This is a genomic window from Flavobacterium sp. 38-13 (genome assembly GCF_001899155.1).
Lineage (GTDB): Bacteria > Bacteroidota > Bacteroidia > Flavobacteriales > Flavobacteriaceae > Flavobacterium > Flavobacterium lindanitolerans.
The window spans coordinates 122,177-142,169 of the sequence record NZ_MKVG01000012.1 but is presented as its reverse complement, the minus strand read 5'-3'; the positions used below and the strand labels follow the sequence as shown (position 1 = coordinate 142,169).

General features: G+C 35.1%; 16 protein-coding genes and 1 tRNA gene. 13 read left to right on the top strand and 4 right to left on the bottom strand.

What is annotated here, in order from left to right; genetic code table 11:
- Positions 1-126: 126 nt before the first annotated feature.
- The 3 genes from rnr (at position 127) to BGO88_RS07330 (ending at position 3,822) form a co-directional block, all read left to right on the top strand.
- Positions 127-2,313: a ribonuclease R gene (gene rnr / locus BGO88_RS07340; RefSeq protein ID WP_286706457.1), complete on the top strand. Its 2,187-nt coding sequence runs from the start codon at positions 127-129 to the stop codon at positions 2,311-2,313.
- Between the two features lie 26 nt (positions 2,314-2,339).
- Positions 2,340-3,020 carry a head GIN domain-containing protein gene (locus tag BGO88_RS07335; RefSeq protein WP_286706456.1) on the top strand — a complete coding sequence of 227 codons (681 nt, stop codon included), beginning with the start codon at positions 2,340-2,342 and terminating at the stop codon, positions 3,018-3,020.
- 115 nt (positions 3,021-3,135) lie between these two features.
- Positions 3,136-3,822, top strand: coding sequence for a LysE family translocator (locus tag BGO88_RS07330; protein WP_056067396.1), 687 nt, complete (start codon positions 3,136-3,138; stop codon positions 3,820-3,822).
- 59 nt (positions 3,823-3,881) lie between these two features.
- Here the strand turns inward: BGO88_RS07330 and BGO88_RS07325 are convergent.
- A tRNA-Cys gene (locus tag BGO88_RS07325) sits at positions 3,882-3,955 on the bottom strand.
- A 133-nt stretch (positions 3,956-4,088) separates the two neighbouring features.
- Here BGO88_RS07325 and BGO88_RS07320 point away from each other — a divergent pair.
- Positions 4,089-6,026, top strand: a complete 1,938-nt coding sequence (locus BGO88_RS07320) for an LTA synthase family protein (protein ID WP_286706455.1) — start codon at positions 4,089-4,091, stop codon at positions 6,024-6,026.
- Here the strand turns inward: BGO88_RS07320 and folB are convergent, their stop codons facing one another.
- Positions 6,027-6,386, bottom strand: coding sequence for a dihydroneopterin aldolase (folB, locus tag BGO88_RS07315; protein WP_286706454.1), 360 nt, complete (start codon positions 6,384-6,386; stop codon positions 6,027-6,029).
- A gap of 127 nt (positions 6,387-6,513) precedes the next feature.
- Between folB and BGO88_RS07310 the strand changes: the two genes are divergently transcribed.
- From BGO88_RS07310 to BGO88_RS07295, 4 genes are all read left to right on the top strand, one after another.
- Positions 6,514-8,607 carry a glutamine--tRNA ligase/YqeY domain fusion protein gene (locus BGO88_RS07310; RefSeq protein WP_286706453.1) on the top strand — a complete coding sequence of 698 codons (2,094 nt, stop codon included), beginning with the start codon at positions 6,514-6,516 and terminating at the stop codon, positions 8,605-8,607.
- Positions 8,608-8,902: 295 nt separating this feature from the next.
- A complete protein-coding gene (locus BGO88_RS07305; protein ID WP_101470999.1) occupies positions 8,903-9,229 on the top strand; it encodes a YtxH domain-containing protein in 327 nt (108 codons plus the stop codon).
- A 12-nt stretch (positions 9,230-9,241) separates the two neighbouring features.
- The gene (locus BGO88_RS07300; protein ID WP_056067095.1) at positions 9,242-9,595 is read left to right on the top strand and encodes a hypothetical protein; all 354 of its coding nucleotides are present in this window, start codon (positions 9,242-9,244) and stop codon (positions 9,593-9,595) included.
- 11 nt (positions 9,596-9,606) lie between these two features.
- A complete protein-coding gene (locus tag BGO88_RS07295) occupies positions 9,607-9,849 on the top strand; it encodes a DUF6327 family protein (protein WP_056067094.1) in 243 nt (80 codons plus the stop codon).
- 30 nt (positions 9,850-9,879) lie between these two features.
- Here BGO88_RS07295 and BGO88_RS07290 read toward each other — a convergent pair whose 3' ends face one another.
- Positions 9,880-10,890 (bottom strand): SPFH domain-containing protein, encoded by a 1,011-nt coding sequence (locus tag BGO88_RS07290; protein ID WP_056067091.1) that lies wholly within the window; start codon positions 10,888-10,890, stop codon positions 9,880-9,882.
- Between the two features lie 70 nt (positions 10,891-10,960).
- Positions 10,961-12,475, bottom strand: a complete 1,515-nt coding sequence (gene gltX, locus BGO88_RS07285; RefSeq protein ID WP_286706452.1) for a glutamate--tRNA ligase — start codon at positions 12,473-12,475, stop codon at positions 10,961-10,963.
- Positions 12,476-12,682: 207 nt separating this feature from the next.
- On the opposite strand from gltX, the gene BGO88_RS07280 reads away from it, so the two are divergent.
- The 5 genes from BGO88_RS07280 to BGO88_RS07260 all read left to right on the top strand — a co-directional run bounded on the left by BGO88_RS07280 (position 12,683) and on the right by BGO88_RS07260 (position 19,763).
- Complete coding sequence (locus BGO88_RS07280) at positions 12,683-16,012, top strand: coiled-coil domain-containing protein (RefSeq protein ID WP_286706451.1); 3,330 nt, start codon at positions 12,683-12,685, stop codon at positions 16,010-16,012.
- On the top strand, positions 16,005-16,424 hold the full coding sequence (gene ybeY / locus BGO88_RS07275; protein ID WP_286706450.1) for an rRNA maturation RNase YbeY: 420 nt from the start codon (positions 16,005-16,007) through the stop codon (positions 16,422-16,424). The genes BGO88_RS07280 and ybeY overlap by 8 nt, the downstream gene beginning before the upstream one ends.
- Before the next feature lie 96 nt (positions 16,425-16,520).
- A complete protein-coding gene (mnmG, locus tag BGO88_RS07270) occupies positions 16,521-18,392 on the top strand; it encodes a tRNA uridine-5-carboxymethylaminomethyl(34) synthesis enzyme MnmG (RefSeq protein ID WP_286706449.1) in 1,872 nt (623 codons plus the stop codon).
- Between the two features lie 109 nt (positions 18,393-18,501).
- Complete coding sequence (locus tag BGO88_RS07265) at positions 18,502-18,918, top strand: hypothetical protein (protein ID WP_286706448.1); 417 nt, start codon at positions 18,502-18,504, stop codon at positions 18,916-18,918.
- Positions 18,915-19,763, top strand: a complete 849-nt coding sequence (locus BGO88_RS07260) for a class I SAM-dependent methyltransferase (protein ID WP_286706447.1) — start codon at positions 18,915-18,917, stop codon at positions 19,761-19,763. The genes BGO88_RS07265 and BGO88_RS07260 overlap by 4 nt, the downstream gene beginning before the upstream one ends.
- The last annotated feature ends 230 nt before the right edge of the window (positions 19,764-19,993 follow it).

The window sequence follows — 19,993 nt, the reverse complement described above, 5'->3', positions numbered from 1 at the left end:
CATAAAGATAACAAGAAATGTATTTGGTTAGCTGATAGGCAAAAGTTATATTTTGTTTAAAAAAATTAACATTTGAGAAGAAACTGTCTACAATTTCGTAATTTTCAGCATTATTAGAAAAGAAATATGAGTAAGAAACCACGAAAGCCTGTAAAGAAAACTAAAGATTTTACAGCAAAAATTTTAAAGATTTTATCTCAAGATGCCAATAAAACATTCAATTATAAGCAAATAGGAGCAAAGCTTGGAGTAGACGATACGAAAAGCCGCAATGAAATTATCAAGGACCTGAAGCTTTTAGCTTCACAGAAAAAAATTGTTGAGATTGAACCGGGTAAATACCTGGTGGTAGCTACCAGCCAGGATTATTACGAAGGTATAATCGACATGACAAGCAGAAAAACAGCCTATTTTGTTTCGGAAGAATTTGAAGATGATATTTTTATTCCTACCAATAATCTGAACAAAGCGTTAGATGGAGACCGTGTAAAGATTTATCTCTACAACAGGAGAAAAGGCAAAAAGCCTGAAGGAGAGGTTATTGAAATTGTTGAAAGGAAAAAAACGGATTTTGTTGGAGTAATTGATATCCAAAAAAACTTTGCCTTTGTTTCTACTGCCAATCCAAAAATGTATACTGATATTTTTATTCCTAAAGAAAAGATAGGAGAGGCGCAGAATGGTGATGTTGTTCTGGTTCATATTGAAGACTGGCCAAAAAAAGCAGACAGCCCTTTTGGTGCCGTTATCAAGGTTCTTGGAAAACCAGGTGAACACAATACAGAAATCCATGCTATTTTAGCAGAATACGGCTTGCCTTATGATTTTCCCGTTGATGTGGAAGCCTATGCCCAGAAACTGGATACTTCCATTCAGGAAAGTGAAATTGCCAGACGACGTGATATGCGGGACGTACTGACATTTACTATTGACCCTAAGGATGCGAAAGATTTTGATGATGCCTTGTCGTTTCAGGTATTAGAGAATGGTAATTATGAAATAGGTGTTCACATTGCAGATGTTTCCTATTATTTGGAAGAAGGAACAATTTTAGATAATGAAGCGTATCAAAGGGCAACTTCTGTATATCTGGTAGATAGGGTAGTGCCTATGCTTCCTGAAGTATTGTCAAATTTTGCCTGTTCACTACGACCACATGAAGAAAAATATACTTTTTCTGCCATATTTGAATTAAAAGAAAATGCTGAGATTGTGAAACAATGGTTTGGAAGAACCGTTATTTATTCAGACCAGCGTTTTGCTTACGAGGAAGCGCAGCATATTATTGAAACCAAAGGAAATACTATTCCTGCAGAGATTTCTTTAACCGGAAGTGAATATATTGTTCCTGAAGCCATTCAAAAAGCCACTCTTAAAATGGACGAACTGGCCAAAATATTACGCAAAAAGAGAATGCGTGATGGAGCCATTTCATTTGATAAAGTAGAAGTAAAATTCAATCTTAACGAAGCGGCAGAACCTGTTGGAGTGTATTTCAAAGTATCAAAAGATGCCAATCATCTTATTGAGGAATTTATGCTTTTAGCCAATAGGAAAGTAGCCGAATTTATTGGAAAACAAAGACCTAAGAAAACATTTGTTTATCGAATTCACGATGAGCCGGATGAAAATAAACTGATTAGTTTACAAACCGTAATTTCAAAATTTGGATACAGTATCAACTTTAAATCTAAAAAAGATATTTCCAAATCGCTTAATCAATTGCTTGAAGATGTTAACGGAAAAAAAGAGCAGAATATGGTCGATACTTTGACAATCCGATCCATGAGCAAAGCAAAATATTCAACAGAGAATATAGGGCATTATGGTTTGGCATTTGATTATTATTCACATTTTACTTCACCAATCAGACGTTATCCGGACGTAATGGCACATCGTTTGTTGCAGCATTATCTTGACGGTGGAAAATCTGTTGATGAAGAATCCTATGAAGAGAAATGCCAGCACTCGTCAAACATGGAAGTTTTGGCTACCAATGCTGAACGAGACAGCATCAAATACATGCAGGTCAAGTATATGCAGGATCACCAGGATGAAGAGTTTTTAGGCGTAATTTCCGGAGTCACTGAATGGGGAATTTATGTAGAAATTGTTTCCAATAAATGTGAAGGTATGTGTAGAATTCGTGAAATACGCGATGATTATTACACCTTTGATGAAAAGCAATATGCTTTGGTTGGAGAAATTTCAAAGAATATATTGCAATTGGGAGATGAAGTCTACGTAAAAGTAAAAAGTGCCGATCTGGTTAAAAAACAATTGGATTTTACATTTTTGAGAAAGAATGAATAAGTAGATATTAACCAAATTATAAAAACATGAAAAAGATAATTTTTGTAGCATTCCTAATGCTATCGCAGCTAAATTTTGCACAGGAAAAAATCACTAAAAATTTAGGTGATTTTGATCAGGTAAAAGTTTTTGACAGGATTTCATTACAGTTGGTTCCGTCCAATGAAAACAAAATTGAAATTACCGGTGACCGTAGGGAAGATGTAGAAATTGTCAACAAAAACGGAGAGCTGAAAGTAAGAATGAAATTGAAAAAGCTTTTGAAAGGAGAAGACATCACTGCAATTCTTTATTACAAAAATGAAATTGAAACTATTGAAGCCAGTGAAGGCTCTTATGTTTCAAGCGAAAAAACTTTTAAAGCTATAGATTTTCATGTCAATGCAAAAGAAGGTGCTGAAATAAAAATCAGCCTTGAAGCTCAAAAATTAGATGTAAAAGCGACATCCGGCGGCATTGTAAAGTTAAAAGGAAATGCAAACAGTCAGGATATTGTCATCAATTCAGGTGGTATTGTTGATGCTAAAGATTTAGAAACTTCACAAACCACAGTAGCTGTAAATGCAGGTGGAGAAGCAGATGTAAGAGCTTCTGAATTGGTTGATGCCAAAACCAGGGCAGGAGGGGATATAACGATTTACGGAAGTCCTAAAAAAATAAATAAAAAGACGTTTGCTGGAGGAAATATTACAGAATCCCAGCGATAAACACAGTCAAGGATTGTAATTTTTAAATTATCTTTGTGTTACTATTTTTAATTTGCATAAATTGCTGATTGAATATGGATCTCAAGAAACTTTCAAAAATTACAATCCTTTTTTAATGATTCAAGACATCTTAACAGGCATTCCTCTAGGTTTATTCCTATGTTTTATGATTGGGCCTGTTTTTTTTATATTGCTTGAAACCGCGGCAGTCAAAGGCATTCGCGCTGCATTGGTTTTCGATTTTGGAGTCATAGTAGCAGATGTTCTTTTCATCTGTATTGCTTATTTCAGCAGTTACCGACTTATCAACAGTTTAAAAGATGAACCGGCACTTTTTATTTTTGGAGGGCTGATTATGCTTACTTATGGTATAATTTCATACCTAAAACTCAACAAAGCAAGTAAAAATATTTCAGAAGAAGCAGAAGTTGAACTTATTAAAAAAAATTACGGTAGCCTTTTTATAAAAGGATTTCTACTCAATTTTATCAATGTTGGAGTACTTGGATTCTGGTTATTGATTATCATTACTTTTGGACCTCAGCTTGATTTGAAAACTTCCAGACTGATAGTTTTTTTCGCATCGGTTATCGGAACTTATCTAATGGTTGACCTGGCCAAAATGTTTCTGGCCAAAAGATTAAAAAGTAAAATGACTTCTTCCAATATTCTAAAAATCAAAAAAATCACAAGCATACTTTTAATAATTTTTGGATTCTCCATCATGTTGCAAGGGTGGTTTCCGAGTGACCAGAAGCTTGTCAAATCGGCTTTAGAAAAAATAGAAAACAGAAAAAAATAAGGGTATTGTAACACCTGGAAAATAAAAAAAGAGATACTGAAAAGTATCTCTTTTTCTTTTGGAGGCATCGAGCGGATTCGAACCGCTGTAGGAGCTTTTGCAGAGCCCAGCCTAGCCACTCGGCCACGACGCCATAACTGTTTGGATGGCAAATTTACATATTATTTGCTGTAACGCAAGAAAATCTTTAGCAAATATTAATTTTTAATTTTAACTATTTGATAATAATAAATTTTACTTTTGGCTGAAACAAAATCAAAAAAGCCATGTTTAAAAAGTTCCATTTTCTAAAGCCATTATTTAATTTTATTTCTATCGGATTGATAATTATGACATTAAGCAGGATATTGCTTTTTTTCTTATACAAAGATAGGATAAGCGAAACGGAAAATTATTGGTATATTTTTCCAATCGGATTGCGTTTTGACCTTATCATTTTATGTTATATTTCTTTCCTTCCTGCGGTTTTAATCTGTCTTTTGCCAGACCGTTTTCTGCAAAAAATCAAGAAGTTTTTCCATATCTATTTTCTTTTATTCTTATTTCTGTTCCTTTTAATGGAACTTTCTACTCCTGATTTCATAGCCCAATACGATACCAGACCAAACAGACTTTTCCTTGATTATTTGATTTATCCTAAGGAAGTAATGGGAACTCTATTAAAAAGTTACCTGCCTTCAATGCTGTTTGCGGTGGCGTTTTTGAGTGTGGCAGTTTATTTTGGTTTCAAAAAAGGAAAAAAATTGTTTTATCCGTCATTCCAGAATTACAAAACAAAGCTGATTTTATTCCCTTTGGTGGCCTTTTTATTGTTTTTTGGAGCTCGTTCCAGTTTAACTTCAAAACGTCCTATAAACGCAAGTAATGCTATTTTTTCAACAGATCAGTTGACGAATTGCATCGGATTGAATTCTTTTTATACCGTAGCTTTTGCAGCCTATTCTTTAAAAAATGAAAACAATGCCGCAAAAATGTATGGCAAAATGGAAAGCAGTGAAGCATATGCCAGAGTGAAAAAATACATGACTGCCTTGCCGGAAGATTTTACAGATCCTCAATTGCCTTTATTGCACAATCAAAACCCGGATTCATTAAGAGAAAAGCCTTATAACCTGGTTATTTTTCTTCAGGAAAGTCTTGGAGCAGAATATGTAGGATGTTTAGGAGGGAAGCCACTAACGCCTAATTTAGATAAATTGTCAAAAGAAGGTTTATTATTTACAAATTTGTATTGTACCGGTACACGAAGTGTCAGAGGTATTGAAGCAGTAGTAACCGGATTTTTACCTTCTCCGTCAGAAAGCGTTGTCAAATTAAGCAATTCACAATCTGGCTTTTTTACGTTGGCAGAACTATTAAAAAGCAAAGGATATGATACAAGTTTTATCTATGGTGGAAGCGCAAATTTTGATAATATGGGCTCGTTCTTTAACGGAAATGGCTTTCACAATATCATTGATGAGGCTGATTTTGACAAAGACAAAAAGAAATATGCTTTTAAAGGTACCTGGGGCTATTCTGATGAAGATTTGGTTACTAAAGCAAATGAATATTTCAAATCACAAAAAGATAAACCTTTCTTTTCTTTGATGTTTTCAACATCTAACCACGAACCTTTTGAGTTTCCTGACGGAAGAATCCAATTGTTTGACAAGAATAAAAATACGGTCAACAACGCTATGAAATATGCTGATTTTTCTATTGGTAAATTCTTTGAATTGGCCAAAAAAGAAGACTATTTCAAGAATACGGTTTTTATTGTAATTGCAGACCATAATACAAGAACCTACGGAAAGCATTTAGTGCCTATTAAAAAGTTCCGAATTCCTGCCTTGATTATAGGGCCTCAGGTTCCAAAAGGTGAGAAATATGATAAATTGAGCAGTCAGATTGATATTCCGCCAACGTTATTAAGTATGCTTGGAATGAAAGTACAGACGCCAATGCCGGGAAGAAATATTCATGACCTAAAGCCGGAAACCAAAGGAAGATCCATCATGCAGTTTCACGATATCAATGCTTTCCGAGTTGAGGATCAGGTAGTGATTATGCAACCTAATAAAAAAGCATTGCAGTTTAAAATTGAAAATGATACGGTTTTGACGCCTGTGAAATTAGACGAAGAATTGGCTAAAGACGCATTGGCTCACGTTACTGCAGCTTCAGACCTTTATAAAGAGAAAAAATATAAAATGAAAAAATAGTTAGCTTCTATATTCCTCCAGTTGAATGGTAACTGCTTCAACATCACCACCAATTGGAGGATTTATTTTTGAAACAGCAACAATTATTCTGGAAACAGAAGCTATTTCTCTAAATATACGCTGTACAATTCTATGAGCTACATGCTCTAAAAGTTTGGAACGAACAGCCATTTCTTCCCTTACTATTTTATTGAGGTGAACATAATCCACAGTATCTTCCAGTTCATCTGTTTCCATAGATTTACGCATATCGGTTTTGATTTCCAGGTCTACGGAATAATCAGAACCGATTTTGCTTTCTTCGACTAAACAACCATGAAATGAATAGGTTCTGATGTTTTTTAGCTTGATAATTCCCATGGTAAGATGTATTTTTTGATTGGAGATTTCCGTTATATAATTTCGTTGTTCAAAATTAGGTATTAAAGAATAAAAATTAAGCATTTTCTTGGCAAAATGAATAACTTTGCGGTCTTAATTTATGAATATGGCATCAGAAGAAAAATCACTGAATTTTATTGAGCAAATCATTGAAGAAGATATTAAAAATGGCTTGTCTCAACAGAAATTACGTTTTCGTTTCCCGCCTGAACCCAACGGTTATTTGCATATCGGACATGCAAGCTCGATTGCTTTAAATTTTGGATTAGGCATTGATTATCAAGCACCTGTTAATCTTCGTTTTGACGACACCAACCCTGCCAAAGAAGAGCAGGAATTTGTTGATGCAATCAAACGTGATGTACAATGGTTGGGATACCAATGGGAACACGAATGTTATGCTTCTGACTATTTCCAGCAATTATACGATTGGGCTGTTGAATTTATTAAGAAAGGAAAAGCTTATGTAGACAGCCAGACTTCTGAAGAAATGGCTCAGCAAAAAGGGACGCCTTCTACTCCAGGAGTGGATAGTCCTTACCGTAATCGCTCTGTAGAAGAAAACCTTGATTTATTCGAAAGAATGAAAAATGGCGAATTTCCGGAAGGAACACATATTTTGAGAGCAAAAATAGATATGAAATCAACAAATATGCTGATGCGTGATCCTATTATGTATCGCATATTACACAAACACCATCACAGGACAGGTGATGCCTGGAAAATTTATCCAATGTATGACTGGGCACATGGTGAAAGCGATTATTTAGAACAAATTTCGCATTCTTTCTGTACGCTTGAATTTTTGCCTCACAGAGAATTATATGACTGGTTCCTGGATCAGATTTATGATAACAAAAGCATTCGCCCAAAACAAAGAGAATTTGCAAGAAGGAATCTTTCGCATACGGTTGTAAGTAAAAGAAAACTATTAAAATTAGTTGAAGATAAACATGTTAACGGATGGGATGACCCAAGAATGTCAACTGTTTCCGGATTGAGAAGAAGAGGATATACTCCGGCTTCTATCCGCAATTTTGCCCACACTATTGGTATTGCCAAACGTGATAATTTGATTGATGTTTCTGTTTTGGAATTCTGCATACGTGAAGATTTAAACAAAACGGCACCTCGTGTTATGGCAGTTTTGGATCCTGTAAAGCTGGTTATTACCAATTATCCGGAAGGAAAAGAAGAGTGGCTGGATGCAGAAAATAATCAGGAAGATGAAAATGCAGGATTCAGAAAAGTACCTTTTTCAAGAGAATTGTATATTGAAAGGGAAGACTTTTTAGAAGAAGCTACAGGCAAGTTTTTTAGATTGACGCTTGGAAAAGAAGTACGATTGAAAAATGCCTATATCATTAAAGGTGAAAGTGTTGTAAAAGACGCTAATGGAAATATTACAGAAATCCATGTGACCTATGATACGGATAGTTTAAGTGGTAGCGGTACAGAAGCAAGCCAAAGAAAAGTATCAGGTACATTGCATTGGGTTTCTATTGCCCATGCGATTGAAGCGGAAGTGCGCCTGTATGACCGACTTTTTACAGATGAATCTCCGGATACTCATAAAGGAAAGGATTTCCTGGAATTTGTAAACCCAAATTCGCTTCAGGTCGTTACCGGTTATTTGGAACCAAGTTTGAAAGAGGCTAAAAATGAAGATAAGTTCCAGTTCCAAAGATTGGGTTATTTTACTGTAGATAAGGATTCTACAGATAAAAGATTAGTTTTCAACAGAACAGTTTCTTTGAAAGATACCTGGGAAGAAAAAGGTAAAAAAGAAGAAAATATTATTAATAATTCCCTTAAAGAAATTAATAAATATTTCAAAGTAGCCACTCAGGAAGAAAGAAACGCTGTAGAAAAGGCAATAGGGGATGAGTTGGCAAATGTGGCTAATTTTAGTTTGTTGCAGAATACTTTAAAGAAGAATATTAATAATAACAAAAGCTCTTTGTTATTTTCCAATTATCTTCTCAAATATTCAGCACTAAAAACTTCGGATGTTGAAACGGAAATATTACATAAATTGTATTCAATGTCACTTAAAAGCGAATCTCCTTATGTTCGATTGGAAGTCATCAAAAATTTAAAAAATGATGAAGCAAATCGTTTGGAGTTTTCTTCGCAACTCGACGAATTAAAAAATTCAGAAAAAAATGAAGAAGTTCTGAATTTACTTTCGCAAAATTAAAAACTATAAATTTTATATATGAAAAGCTCCTGAATTCAGGGGCTTTTCTATTATTTAGATTTTCTATAAAAAATAGAAATAGTATAATTTTTAATAATTAAAATTGACTTCCATAAATTGATTTTAGGACATTTTTTAAAAATAGTAATGTAAATATATAGATAGCTCTTTGAAAATCGATTTAATGAGGTATATGAGGGTTTTGACAAACTTTGGCATACTTTAACTGGTTGTTAACACCAAAATGTTAAAATTTACTGTAACTTTAGTTTATTAACCTAAAAAAAGAAAAGTTATGTCAAGAACGAACACAGTAATCGGAATATTAGCTGGAGCTGCAATTGGTGCAGCAGTAGGAATTTTATTTGCGCCAGACAAAGGTCAGAAGACCAGAAAAAAAATCAAAGATGGATTTGACCACCAAAAAGATGAATTGCAAAACAAATTCAACCAATTATCAGATCAGGTAAAAAGTAAATTTTCAAGAGCAAAAGTAGATTTGGAATCCGGTTTTGATGAATTGGTTGCCAATGCTCAAGACACCAAAGAAGATGTAATTGCAGCTTTAGAAAAAAAACTGGCTGATTTAAAAGCACAAGCAACAGCTGCTAGTAAAAAATAAAAAAACTGCTTTATGGCATTTGAAAAAATAAAAGAAAACACCGACGAACTGCAAGACCGAGCCAAAGAATTTTTAGATGCTAATATTGCCTACTATAAACTTTGGGGTTTCAAAATTGCAATGAAATCTACCACCTTAATGCTTAAATTATTTCTTTTGAGCGTTATGTTGGTGATTGTAACCCTGTTTTTTTCAATTGCATTGGCATTAGCAATTGGATATGGACTGGATAATTTTGCTTATGGATTCTTAATTGTCGGAGCAATTTATCTTGTTCTTGCCATATTGGTATATTATATCCAGGATAAAATTGTGGAAGGTCCGATTCTGAGAACATTTTCAAGATTATTTTTCAAAAAATATTAAAATTAAAGCTTATGCAAGTAAAGAGCTATTCTTCATATGAAGAAATAAACAGGGAACTTCAGATTTTGAAAGTAGAGAAGGATTTGGCCTATGAAAAAATGAACAAAAGTTTTCATGAGACCAAAGACAGTTTTACTGCAAAAAATATCCTGGGAACAGTTCCGGGAATAGCATTAAGCATTATAGGAAGTTTATCCGGACCACTCAAGAATGTCGGGATAGCTTATCTGACGAAAAAGATTTTTCGTCTATAAACAAAAAAGAGGCTCTATGAGCCTCTTTTTTTATTTGGTTGAATCATAACCTTCAACATCGCCACTTTCTGGTAAATGAGGTGGTGTAGGTGGTTTAGGAGTTGATTTCTTTTCTGTCTTGTCAAATGCTTTGGCACGTTTCATAGCTTCACCAACCTGATTAGAAGCTGTAAAGGAAGCTACCATATTATTCAACATGTCACTACCGGCTTGAGGAGAATTAGGAAGTAATATAAGATTAGAATTGGCATCTGCACCAATGGCCTGTAAAGTATCATAATGTTGTGTTACAACAATTAGGGCAGAAGCCTCCTGTGAATTGATTCCTACTTTGTTCAATACATCCACACTTTCTACCAAACCACGGGCAATTTCACGTCTCTGGTCAGCAATACCCTGTCCTTGTAATCTTTTACTTTCTGCTTCCGCTTTTGCTTTTGCAACAATTCTGATTCTTCCTGCTTCTGCTTCATATTCTGCTGCAGATTTCTCTCTATCGGCTGCGTTAATTCGGTTCATGGCATTTTTTACCTGAATATCCGGATCAATATCCGTAATAAGCGTATTGATAATATCATAACCGTAAGTGGTCATAGCCTCATTCAATTCGCGTTTTACGGCAATAGCGATATCGTCTTTTCTTTCGAAAACATCATCCAATTTTAACTTAGGAACCTCCGCTCGAACTACGTCAAATACATAGGATGTAATCTGGTCATGTGGATATTCCAATTTATAAAAAGCTTCGTACACTTTATCCTGAATTACTTTAAACTGTACAGAAACTTTCATTTTTACAAATACGTTTTCTTTCGTTTTGGTTTCAATGATAACGTCAAGTTGCTGGATTTTCAAATTAATCTTACCTGCAATTTTATCTACTATCGGAATTTTTAATTGTAATCCGGAATGACGGATGCTTTGGTATTTACCAAAACGTTCTATTATGGCAGCAGTCTGTTGCTTTACTGTAAAGAACGACGAAAAGAAGATAAATAAGGCGAAGAATAAAAATACATACAAAGGAATGTTTAGATCCATGATACAAAGTTTAAAGTTAATTGGGTTAAGGTACAAAAAAAGCCTCTCATTTCTGAAAGGCTCTTTTAATTTATTTCAAGCTGTCAACTGCTTTTCGAATTCTTGCAATCGTTTCTTCTTTTCCAATCATGCTCATAATGTCAAATAGGTGAGGCCCTTTTAAAGAACCAACCAGGCTCAATCGTAAAGGCTGCATAATTTTACCCATTCCGATTTCATTTTCTGTCATCCATGTTTTGACTGTATTTTCAACATTTTCAGTCGAAAAATCCAAAGTGTTTTCTAAAACACTAATAAGCTTCTCCATCAACTCAGCTGTTTCCGGTTTCCAGTTTTTAGCTGCTTTTTCATCATAAGAAGTCGGAGCCAGGAAAAAGAATTCAGACACTTCCCAAAGTTCTGAAGCAAAAGTAGCACGCTCTTTTACCAAACGAACAACTTCTGTTAAAAATTCAATAGGCTTATTGATGCCTTTTTCCAGCAATACATTTGAAAGCTGTTGTGCTAAATCATTATTATCTGCTCTTTGGATATACTGGTGGTTGAACCATTTGTTTTTATCAGGGTCAAACTTAGCGCCTGCTTTATGGACTCTTTCCAAATCAAAAGCTGTTATCAGTTCATCAAGGGTAAATAATTCCTGATCGGTTCCGGAACTCCAGCCTAATAGAGCCAGGAAATTGATTACAGCTTCCGGAAGAAATCCTTTTTCTCTGTAGCCTGAAGAAATTTCTCCGGAACTAGGGTCTTTCCATTCTAAAGGAAATACCGGAAAACCAAGTTTATCACCGTCTCTTTTTGAAAGCTTGCCATTTCCAACCGGTTTTAGAATCAAGGGAAGGTGGGCAAATTCCGGAGCTTCCCAATTAAAAGCTCTGTACAATAAAACGTGTAATGGTAGTGATGGAAGCCATTCCTCCCCACGAATTACATGTGAAGTTTCCATCAAATGGTCGTCTACTATATTTGCTAAGTGATAGGTTGGCATTCCGTCACCCTTGAACAAAACCTTATCATCTAATAGATTGGTGTCAAATTTTACTTCACCACGAATCATATCGTTCAAGTGCAAAATCTCATTAACCGGAGTTTTGAAACGGATAACATATTCCTCACCATTTGCAATTCTTTGCGCCGTCTTTTCAGCAGAATTGGTCAATGAATTATCCAATTGCTCACGGTTTCCGTGATTGTAAATAAATGTTTTTCCCTGTTCTTCTTCGTTCTTGCGCAATTGGTCCAAATCTTCAGCAGTATCAAACGCATAATAGGCCCAACCAGATTGTACCAATTGGTCAGCATATTCTTTATACAAATGTTTTCTTTCGCTTTGGCGATAGGGTCCAAATTTTTCATTTTTTCCAACAGTTTCATCCGGAGCAATTCCAAGCCATTCCAAAGCTTCCAGAATATAAGCTTCGGCTCCCGGCACAAAACGGTTTTGGTCAGTATCTTCTACACGAAGGTAAAAAACACCACCATGTTTTTTAGCAAACAGATAATTGAAAAGGGCTGTTCTAACGCCACCAATGTGTAAAGGTCCTGTTGGACTTGGCGCAAAACGAACGCGAATAGGTCTAGACATTTTGAGTAAATTTTGGTGCAAAGATACGATTTTAGTTAAAAGTTATCAGTTCACAATAAGCAGTTTTCAGACAATAACTCAGTATAAATCTGCAATCTTAAATCTTAAATCCGCCGTCTGCAATCTGTCATCTGCCGTCATAATTTTAACCTTTCATATAAATATAAATTACTATTTTTATCGGTTATAAAGAAACTATTGACAATTTTGGATAATAAAACACTGATTTACGACAAATTAGAAGCATTTATCAAGAAGTATTATGCAAATGAACTACTCAAAGGATTGATTTTCTTTATTGGGTTAGGATTACTGTATTTGCTGTTTACGCTTTTTGTCGAATACTTTCTTTGGCTAAAACCAACGGGAAGGACTATCTTGTTTTGGGCATTCATAGCTGTAGAAGTTTTTCTTTTGTTCCGGTTTATAATGTTCCCGATTTTCAAGTTGTTCAAACTTCAGAAAGGAATTGATTATGAAGAGGCATCGGCAATCATAGGAAGTCATTTTTCTGAAGTTAATGACAAACTGAAAAACTTCCTGCAATTGTCAAATGACAACAATCAGTCAGAATTATTACTCGCTTCAATTGATCAGAAAGCACAGACCTTAAATCCGATTCCTTTTGGTAATGCCATTAACTTTAAAGGCAATATCAAATTTCTTCCGTGGGCAATTATACCAATCCTGTTTTTTGCTTTTTTTATGATATCCGGTAATAGTGATATGATAACCCAAAGCTTCAATAGAGTAGTGCGCTATAACGAACGCTTTTCACCACCGGCTCCGTTTGCTTTCGAAATTATAAATCCTTCTTTGCAAACTGAACAAGGAAATGATTTTGTACTCCAGGTAAAATCACAAGGAAAAGTAGTTCCGGAAAATGCCATGATTTATATAGATGGTGAAAGCTATTTTATGGAAAGTACAAAACCGGGTTTTTTTGAATATAAATTTACAAGACCGTCTAAAAACATACGTTTTCATATTGAAGCCAATCAGGTTACTACCAAAGATTTTGAATTGGCTGTTGTAGCTGTTCCAACCATTGCCAATTTTGAAATGGTTTTGAATTTTCCGTCCTATTTGAATAAGAAATCAGAAACCATACAAGGCTCCGGAAACGCAATTGTACCTGAAGGAACTAAAGTAACTTGGAAAGTGGCTACTTTGGCAACAAAATCTGTCGAATGGTCTGATTTAAAAACAATTACGCCATTTTCTTCTAACGAGAATACATTCCAGATTACAAAAAGCATTTTTCAGAATACGGATTATCAAATTTTGACTTCAAATGCTAAAGTGAAACACTACGAAAAGCTGAATTATCAGATTTCTGTTATCAAAGACCAGTTCCCAACTATAGCGGTGAACAATGCACCGGATAGCCTTAAACTAAACCAGAATGTTATTGTAGGACAGGTTTCTGATGATAACGGATTATCAAAATTACAGATTGTTTTCTATCCGAAGAACAAAACTAATGAAGCCAAAAAGATGGCTTTGCCGGTTAAAAAAGATGTTTTTGACCAGTTCATTTTCTCTTTCCCCGGACAGCTTCCCGTAGAAGAAGGCGTTTCCTATGAGTACTATTTTGAAGTTTTTGATAATGATGCCCTGCATGGTTTCAAATCTACAAAATCTTCTGTTTTCTCAGATAGGTTAGCTACTGTCGAAGAAAAGGAAGAACAGAATTTGCAGCAGCAAAATGACAACATCAACAGTTTAGAAAAGTCAATTAAAAACCAGGATAAGCAATTGTCAGAAATTGACAAACTACAAAAGTTGGGTAAAGAAAAAACAAACCTGGAATTTAAAGACCAACAAAAGGTTAATGATTTTATCCAACGCCAAAAACAACAGGAACAAATGATGAAAGAGTTTTCCAAAAAGATGGAAGACAACCTCGATAAGTTTAAAACCGATAAGAAAGACGAGTTCAAAGAAGAATTAAAAGAGCGTCTTGAGAAGGCTGAAAAGGAAATCGAAAAGAATGAAAAGTTATTGGATGAATTACAGAAATTATCTGAAAAATTAAGAGAAGAAGAACTGTTTGAAAAGATTGATAAATTCAAACAGAGTTCAAAAAATCAGACTAAAAATTTAGAGCAGCTAGTTGAGCTTACGAAGAAATATTATGTAGAAAAAAAGGCTGAACAGTTGGCTGAAAAATTAGATAAGCTTTCTGAGAAACAGGAAGCCTTGTCTAATAAAGATAAAGAAAATTCTGTCGAAAATCAGGAGGATATAAATAAGGAATTTGAGAAGATTCAAAAGGAATTGGACCAACTTGAAAAAGATAACGAGCAATTAAAAAAACCGATTGACTTACCCAAAGACGAACAAACTGAAAAGAGTATAGGTGAGGATTTAAAGAAAGCATCTGACGAATTAAAAAAAGACCAGAAAGCCAAAGCCAAACCTAAACAAAAAAGTGCTGCTCAAAAAATGAAACAGATGAGCGGTGCCATGATGGAAAGTATGGCCGGTGGAGAAATGGAACAGTTGGAAGAAGACGTGAAAATGCTGCGTCAGATTCTGGATAATTTATTGGCTTATTCCTTCTCACAGGAAGACCTGATGAAGAACTTTAAGGGACTTAAAAAAGGTTCGCTTTCATTTAATAAAAACCTGAAAATACAGCAGGATTTAAAACAACAATTCAAACATGTTGATGATAGTTTGTTTGCCATGTCGTTGAGGAATCCAAAACTGGGTGAGAACATCACTACAGAAATTGGTAACGTGCATTACAATGTTGACAAGGCTTTGGAAACCTTATCTGATGCCCAGATTCAAAAAGGTGTATCACACCAGCAATATGCCGTCGCTTCATCCAATAAGTTGGCCGATTTCCTGAGTGAGATTTTAAACAGCATGCAAATGCAGATGCAAATGTCCGGTTCCGGTGCTGGGAAGCCTAAGCAGGGTCAAGGTCAGGGAATGCAACTTCCTGACATTATTGAGAAGCAGAAAGGATTGGGTGAAAAGATGAAAGAGGGTATGAAGAAAGGTGAAAAACAAGGAGAAGGTAATGAGGGTAAGGATGGAAAACCTGGTAAGGAAGGAAAAGGTAAGAATTCTAAAAGTGGAAACAAAGAGGGTGAAGGAGGAGAAGACGGTGAAGGCAATGCGGGTGAAATATTAGAGATTTACAAAGAACAGCAACGCTTGCGTGAAGCATTGCAAAAGGCTTTAGAAAAAGAAGGAATGGGTGGTAGTGGACAGAATGCGTTGAACCAAATGAAGCAGATTGAAAAGGATTTGTTGAATAAAGGTTTCAAGAATGAAACGCTTCAAAAGATGCTTAACCTGAAACACGAATTATTGAAATTGGATAATGCAATCCAACAGCAAGGTGAAGAAAAGAAGCGCCAGTCGCAGACTAACAAAAAAGAATACAATAATCAAACGAATGCTATTTCTCCAGCCTTAAAGCAATATTTAAATAGTATTGAAATATTAAACAGACAAACACTACCTTTGCGGCCAAATTTTAACCAGAAGGTTCAAGAATACTTTAGAAAAGATGATTAGCTTTAATTACGAAACCGAGTTTGAATTGCCAAATGAGGATAAAATAGAGAAGTGGCTTTCAGAGGTTATTGTTTCAGAATCTAAAAAAGAAGGAGATATTAATTATATCTTCTGTGATGACGAATACCTGCATGAAATCAATGTCAAATATCTTGATCATGACACTTTAACAGACATTATTAGTTTTGATTATTCCATAGGCAATGAATTACACGGAGATATTTTCGTTTCAGTAGAAAGAGTAGCAGACAATGCGAAAGATTTCAACGTGAGTTTTGACGAAGAATTGAAAAGAGTGCTTGCTCATGGCATATTACACTTTGCAGGATACAAGGACAAATCTGAGGAAGATGAGTTATTGATGCGTTCAAAAGAAGATGAAAAGATTGCAATGTTCCACGTGAAACAATAGCTTAAACATCTTTTCAAAAGAATAAAAATTACTAAACGTTCCACGTGGAACACAATAAGATTTTGGTTTCCAAAATCGTAAAGAGAGGATAAAAAAATGTTTCAAGAAACCTACGATGTGATTGTGGTTGGAGCCGGACACGCTGGTTCAGAAGCGGCCGCGGCAGCGGCCAATTTGGGTTCGAAAACCTTATTGGTTACAATGAGCTTGCAGAACATAGCCCAGATGTCGTGTAATCCGGCAATGGGAGGAATAGCAAAGGGACAAATCGTGAGAGAAATTGATGCCCTCGGCGGATATTCCGGAATTGTTTCAGACAAAACGGCCATACAGTTCAAGATGCTCAATAAATCAAAAGGTCCGGCAATGTGGTCGCCAAGAGTTCAAAGCGACAGGATGCGTTTTGCAGAAGAATGGAGATTGATGCTGGAAAGAACACCAAATCTTGATTTCTATCAGGAAATGGTAAAAGGTTTGATTATTGAAGATGGTAAGATAAAAGGAATCAAGACATCGCTTGGAATCGAAATAAAAGCAAAGTCTGTTGTTCTCACCAATGGAACTTTCCTGAATGGATTGATTCATATCGGAGAAAAACAATTTGGTGGCGGTAGGGCAGGTGAAGGAGCCGCTTATGGTATCACGGAAGATTTGGTTCGTGCCGGATTTACCTCAGGAAGAATGAAAACAGGAACGCCACCACGTGTTGATGGACGTTCTTTAGATTATTCTAAAATGGAAGAACAGCCAGGTGATGTAAACCCGGATAAGTTTTCCTATTCTGACGAAACCAAGCCGCTAGCACATCAAAAATCATGTTATATGACCTATACGTCGTTACAGGTTCATGATTTACTACGTGAAGGATTTGACCGTTCTCCAATGTTTAATGGAAGAATCAAAAGCCTTGGGCCAAGATATTGTCCGTCAATTGAAGATAAGATAAACCGTTTTGCAGATAAGGAAAGACACCAATTGTTTGTAGAACCAGAAGGATGGAATACGGTTGAAGTCTATGTAAATGGATTTTCCACATCACTACCGGAAGAAGTGCAGTTCAAAGCACTGCGTTCTGTGGTTGGTTTTGAGAATGTAAAATTCTTCAGACCGGGTTATGCCATCGAATATGATTATTTCCCGCCTACGCAGTTAAAACATACGTTGGAAACGAAACTGGTTGAAGGTTTGTATTTCGCCGGACAGATTAATGGAACTACAGGTTATGAAGAAGCTGCATCGCAAGGATTAATGGCCGGTATCAATGCGCATTTAAAAGTGCATGAAAAAGACCCGCTAATTTTAAGAAGAGATGAAGCTTATATTGGGGTGCTTATTGATGACCTAATTACGAAAGGAACGGAAGAACCCTATCGTATGTTTACTTCGAGGGCAGAATATAGGACCTTATTGCGTCAGGATAATGCAGATTTCAGATTAACGCCAAAATCTTTTGAGATTGGCTTAGCTTCTGAATCCCGTATGCGCAGAATGGAGAAAAAATTAAACGAATCAGAAGCAATGGTTAATTTCTTTAAAGAAACAAGCGTAACAGTTGCAGAAACGAATCCGATATTGGAAGAAAAAGGTTCTGCCCTGATTTCGCAACCCGACAAAATGTTTAAAGTTTTCTCACGCCCGCAGATTGATTTAGAAGACATACTGAAATTTGAAAAGGTAGCTCAATATGTTAAGGACAACAATCTTGATAAGGAAGTATTAGAGCAAGCCGAAATACAGGTGAAATATTCAGGCTATATTGAAAAAGAAAAAAATAATGCTGATAAGCTGACGCGTTTGGAAGATGTGAAAATTCCGGAATCTTTCGATTATGATAAGATTAAATCATTGTCGCATGAAGCCCGTGAAAAGTTCAAAAAAATACGCCCGGTAACATTATCACAAGCTTCTCGTATTAGCGGAGTTTCTCCAAGTGATATTTCCGTATTACTAATTCATATGGGAAGATAATATGTTTCACGTGGAACGAAGTACTCAAAACCGCATTATCAAAGGAATTGTCTCAATTCTTTTGATAATTTTTGTTTTACAAAGCTGCATTGGAACCAAACAGGCTTTTATGATAGACGACTATTATATCTCTGAAAACGGAAAAGAAGTTCTGGGCACGAAACCACTTAATGCGTTTATTTTTGAAAACAATTTAAAAAATCTTCCGTTTGAGCAATTTCTCGCTATTAAATACAAATTGGATAATTATCTCACAAGAGAGTTTTGGATTACGATTGATGGCGACAAGTATAAGCTTATTGTCTATGAAAATTCAGAGTTTGATAAATATTTCGGTTTTTCAAACTTTGCGGTACAAAACCAAGAAAATATAGCTAACATTGTAGGAGGCCAGCCAAAATTTATTGCTATCTCAATAATTAATGAATTTAATGAAGATTGTCTTTCCAATAAATCCATGTTTCAAAACAAAGTAACGGCTTATCTTAAAAATCTTAAAGACGAATACATCCAATTTAAACAATGACCTCAACAAATCATAAGCATTACCAAACTGTAAAAGACAATTCTGTTTCGAAAGAAGTTTTCGAGTTATTACATGACGAAGATTTGGACATGCTGATTACTTCACCTCAACCAAAAGGCACAGAACTTTCCAAATATTACGAAAGTGACGATTATATATCGCATACAGATAGTAAACGTTCTATTTTTGAAAAAGCCTATCACTTCATAAAAAATATTGCCCTAAAAAATAAACTAAGCCTGGTTAATAGCCTGAAAAAAAAAGGTAAGCTTTTGGATATTGGTGCGGGAACCGGAGATTTTCTTTTAACAGCTAAAAATGACGGCTGGAATGTAATAGGTGTAGAGCCAAGTGAAAAAGCAAGGTTAATTGCAGCCAAAAAAGGAATAGAATTAAAACCGGTAGCTGATTTTAATGACCATTCTTTTGATATTATAACCATGTGGCACGTTTTAGAACACGTTCCGGATTTACAGAATCAAATAAAAGAATTAAAAAGATTGCTAAAGCCAAATGGCGCGATTATTATTGCCGTACCTAATTTTAAATCATACGATGCAAAATACTATGGTGAATTTTGGGCAGCATATGATACGCCAAGACATTTGTGGCATTTTTCAAAAACGGCAATCAAAAAATTATTTCAAAACGAAAATATTGAGCTTGTAAAAATCCTGCCGATGAAATTTGATTCATTTTATGTGAGTCTTCTATCTGAAAAATACAAAACCGGAAAAATGAATTTTATTAAAGCATTTTTTATCGGTTTGAAATCAAATTGGAAAGCAAAGGAGAAATTTGAATATTCTTCGCACATTTATGTGCTAAAAAACGCTAAAAATTAAAATAAAAGCGGGAGTTGGAAGATTTTTAAGGGCAATATGAAAAGACATCGTCTTTTTTTGAAAGTGTCTTAAATAGCCTTATTTCAATCCGTTTTTGATAGTCAGAATTTATGCTCGTTTTTTAAACCATAAAATAATTTTATATAAAGAAAAAGCCCGAAAATTTACACTTAAGCCATTTGTAACATTTTTTTTCTATTTTTGACCCAATTAAAAAATAAAGAACACAG